Origin of the sequence: Martinezella rhizogenes (assembly GCF_007002745.1) — a bacterium.
Classification (GTDB): Bacteria; Pseudomonadota; Alphaproteobacteria; order Rhizobiales; family Rhizobiaceae; genus Agrobacterium; species Agrobacterium cucumeris.
This window is the reverse complement of record NZ_SGNY01000019.1, coordinates 2,501-6,475: the sequence shown is the minus strand read 5'-3', so window position 1 is coordinate 6,475 and position 3,975 is coordinate 2,501. Positions and strand designations below refer to the sequence as shown.

The 3,975-nt window shown below is 52.7% G+C and carries 1 tRNA gene and 2 rRNA genes; all 3 read right to left on the bottom strand.

Annotated elements, in window-relative coordinates:
• Position 1: 1 nt before the first annotated feature.
• Positions 2–78 (bottom strand) — tRNA-Met (locus EXN68_RS27255).
• Between the two features lie 223 nt (positions 79–301).
• Positions 302–416, bottom strand: a 5S ribosomal RNA gene (rrf, locus tag EXN68_RS27250).
• Between the two features lie 251 nt (positions 417–667).
• Positions 668–3,466: ribosomal RNA gene (locus EXN68_RS27245) — 23S ribosomal RNA — on the bottom strand.
• Between the last annotated feature and the right edge of the window lie 509 nt (positions 3,467–3,975).

Sequence of the window (3,975 nt, the reverse complement as noted above, 5' to 3'; positions counted from 1 at the left end):
TTGGTTGCGGGGGCAGGATTTGAACCTGCGGCCTTCAGGTTATGAGCCTGACGAGCTACCGGGCTGCTCCACCCCGCGTTACCAGCGCAAGTTCGCAGAACTTGTCGCGAGAGCGTAACCGCATGGCGGTTATGCTTGGTGCCGGAGCAAATTGCCGAAGGCGATTTGTCTCCTTTAAGGGACGCACGAGGCGTCTTTTTTTATTCTGGTCTTAAACGACAAAAGGCCGCTTGAGCGGCCCTTTTTTTTATCGGCTGGGCCGAAGAATGTGAATGAGAAGATTAGATGTTGCGTTTTGCAGACCTGGCAGCGACCTACTCTCCCGCGTCTTGAGACGGAGTACCATTGGCGCTGGGGCGTTTCACGGCCGTGTTCGGAATGGGAACGGGTGCAGCCGCCCCGCGATAACCACCAGGTCGGCAAAACGCAACATGCTCCATGTTTTCACATGGAAACTGCTGTTTCGAGAAGCTGGAGAGCTCAAAGCTCTATTTAATTTAACACGTCTTTCCGTGACCGATCCGTATTCCACCTTTGCTCGAAGTCGAGCATGGCAGCCATACAGACCAGAGGTCGTCGCGCCCTGTGGCGCGGCCCGTCCGGAGCCCTTCGGGCGTCAGGACAGAACAGATCATCGAACTGCGTTCGATGAGCATGAACAATGGGAACGAAGAAGTCGATCGAGCTATTAGTAACGGTAAGCTTCACATGTTGCCATGCTTCCACACCCGTCCTATCAACGTGGTCGTCTTCCACGGCTCTGATAGGGAACACTCGTTTTCAGGTTGGTTTCCCGCTTAGATGCCTTCAGCGGTTATCCATTCCGTATATAGCTACTCTGCTATGCCCTTGGCAGGACAACAGATCCACCAGAGATACGTCCATCCCGGTCCTCTCGTACTAGGGACAGATCCTGTCAATATTCCTACACCCACGGCAGATAGGGACCGAACTGTCTCACGACGTTCTGAACCCAACTCACGTACCGCTTTAAATGGCGAACAGCCATACCCTTGGGACCTGCTCCAGCCCCAGGATGCGATGAGTCGACATCGAGGTGCCAAACAACCCCGTCGATATGGACTCTTGGGGGTCATCAGCCTGTTATCCCCGGCGTACCTTTTATCCGTTGAGCGATGGCCCTTCCACACGGGACCACCGGATCACTATGACCGACTTTCGTCTCTGCTCGACTTGTCAGTCTCGCAGTCAGGCGGGCTTATGCCATTGCACTCGACGACCGATTTCCGACCGGTCTGAGCCCACCATCGCGCGCCTCCGTTACTCTTTCGGAGGCGACCGCCCCAGTCAAACTACCCACCATACACTGTCCCGGATCCGGATAACGGACCGCGGTTAGACATCCACGAAGATAAGGGTGGTATTTCAAGGATGGCTCCACAAGAACTGGCGTCCCTGCTTCAAAGCCTACCACCTATCCTACACATGCCTTGGCGAATGCCAGTGTAAAGCTATAGTAAAGGTGCACGGGGTCTTTCCGTCTGACCGCAGGAACCCCGCATCTTCACGGGGAATTCAATTTCACTGAGTCTATGTTGGAGACAGCGGGGAAGTCGTTACGCCATTCGTGCAGGTCGGAACTTACCCGACAAGGAATTTCGCTACCTTAGGACCGTTATAGTTACGGCCGCCGTTTACTGGGGCTTCAGTTCAGAGCTTGCACCCCTCCCTTTAACCTTCCAGCACCGGGCAGGCGTCAGACCCTATACGTCGTATTGCTACTTCGCAGAGCCCTGTGTTTTTGATAAACAGTCGCTACCCCCTGGTCTGTGCCACCCCATCATAGTTGCCTAAAATGGGGTCACGCTTCTTCCGAAGTTACGCGTGCAATTTGCCGAGTTCCTTCAACATAGTTCTCTCAAGCGCCTTGGTATACTCTACCTGACCACCTGTGTCGGTTTCGGGTACGGTCTATACGGTGGAGCTATTTCCTGGAACCTCTTCGCCGCACATTCAATCCAATAAGAATGTACAACACACGAGATCCGTCACTACCACCAGGCCCACGAATATTAACGTGGTTCCCATCGACTACGCGTGTCCGCCTCGTCTTAGGGGCCGGCTAACCCTGCTCAGATTAACTTTAAGCAGGAACCCTTGGTCTTTCGGCGAGGGAGTCTCTCACTCCCTTTATCGTTACTCATGTCAACATTCGCACTTCCGATATCTCCAGCAGCCCTCACGGGTCCGCCTTCACAGACTTACGGAACGCTCCGCTACCACATGCCTTACGGCATATCCTCAGCTTCGGTGCATGGCTTTAGCCCCGTTACATTTTCGGCGCAAAGACCCTTATTTAGACCAGTGAGCTGTTACGCTTTCTTTAAATGATGGCTGCTTCTAAGCCAACATCCTGGTTGTTTTGGGATCCTCACATCCTTTCCCACTTAGCCATGACTTGGGGACCTTAGCTGGAGGTCAGGGTTGTTGCCCTTTTCACGACGGACGTTAGCACCCGCCGTGTGTCTGCCGACTAGTACTCCTCGGTATTCGGAGTTTGGTTAGGATCAGTAAGACGGTGAGTCCCCATAGCCCATCCAGTGCTCTACCCCCGAGGGTATTCGGTCGACGCTCTACCTAAATAGATTTCGCGGAGAACCAGCTATTTCCGAGTTTGATTGGCCTTTCACCCCTAGCCACAAGTCATCCCAATCTATTGCAACAGATACGGGTTCGGCCCTCCAGTTGGTGTTACCCAACCTTCAGCCTGCTCATGGCTAGATCACTCGGTTTCGGGTCTAATGCAACTAACTCAATCGCCCTATTCAGACTCGCTTTCGCTGCGCCTACACCTACCGGCTTAAGCTTGCTAGTTACACTAAGTCGTTGACCCATTATACAAAAGGTACGCCGTCACCCTTGCGGGCTCCGACTGTTTGTAGGCATCCGGTTTCAGGTTCTATTTCACTCCCCTCGTCGGGGTGCTTTTCACCTTTCCCTCACGGTACTTGTTCGCTATCGGTCATGCACGAGTACTTAGGCTTGGAGAGTGGTCTCCCCATGTTCAGACAGGATTTCACGTGTCCCGCCCTACTCAAGGACAATGACTGTTCTACGCGTAAGGGGCTATCACCCTCTATGGCCGACCTTTCCAGATCGTTCCGCTTTATTCATCATTGCCACTGGCCTGGTCCGCGTTCGCTCGCCACTACTTGCGGAGTCTCGGTTGATGTCCTTTCCTGCAGGTACTTAGATGTTTCAGTTCCCTGCGTTCGCTTCTTACCCCTATGTATTCGAAAGTAAGATACCTTATCACAATGCTTGGAAACCCAGGCCGTTCGTTAAAACAGACTGGATTTTCCAAGCATTTAAGGTGGGTTGCCCCATTCGGAGATCCATGGATCAAAGCTTATTCGCAGCTCCCCACGGCTTTTCGCAGCGTATCACGTCCTTCTTCGCCTGTGCATGCCAAGGCATCCACCAAATGCCCTTAATTCACTTCTTCGTTCTCATTGTCTATGCTCATCATCTGTTGGATTTGGCAGAACCTTTCCTTCTCGCTTGCGCTCAAAGGGGTACCAAATCGGGCCATCCGGGCAAAACTCAATCTGCCGCGAAAGCCATTCCATCCCTAACGATAAAGAGAGGAACAACGGTTACGGTTACCTTTTACAACCGCAACACCAACGATGACATCGACGTGTTCGATACAATCCTCATATGAAGGCACGCCGGTGCACTTCGAGGTCGTATCATTAAGACCAGCTTCTCGAGATATCATCCGGTGATGCGCGGTCAGGCAACACCAATCCAGCATGTCCATCAGATGAAGGCCTAAACCTTCAAACAACAAACATGCCTCGGACAAGCTTTCCTTCCTACCTCCAATCCCTCCGCCAATTCCGGCCGACTAAGCCATCACATGGTTTCTCTGGGACTGGGCTCGGACGCTTCAAACCACAAGGGCTCAAAACACCTGGAAGCTTCCAGACATATCTTCTCTTCACAATGTAT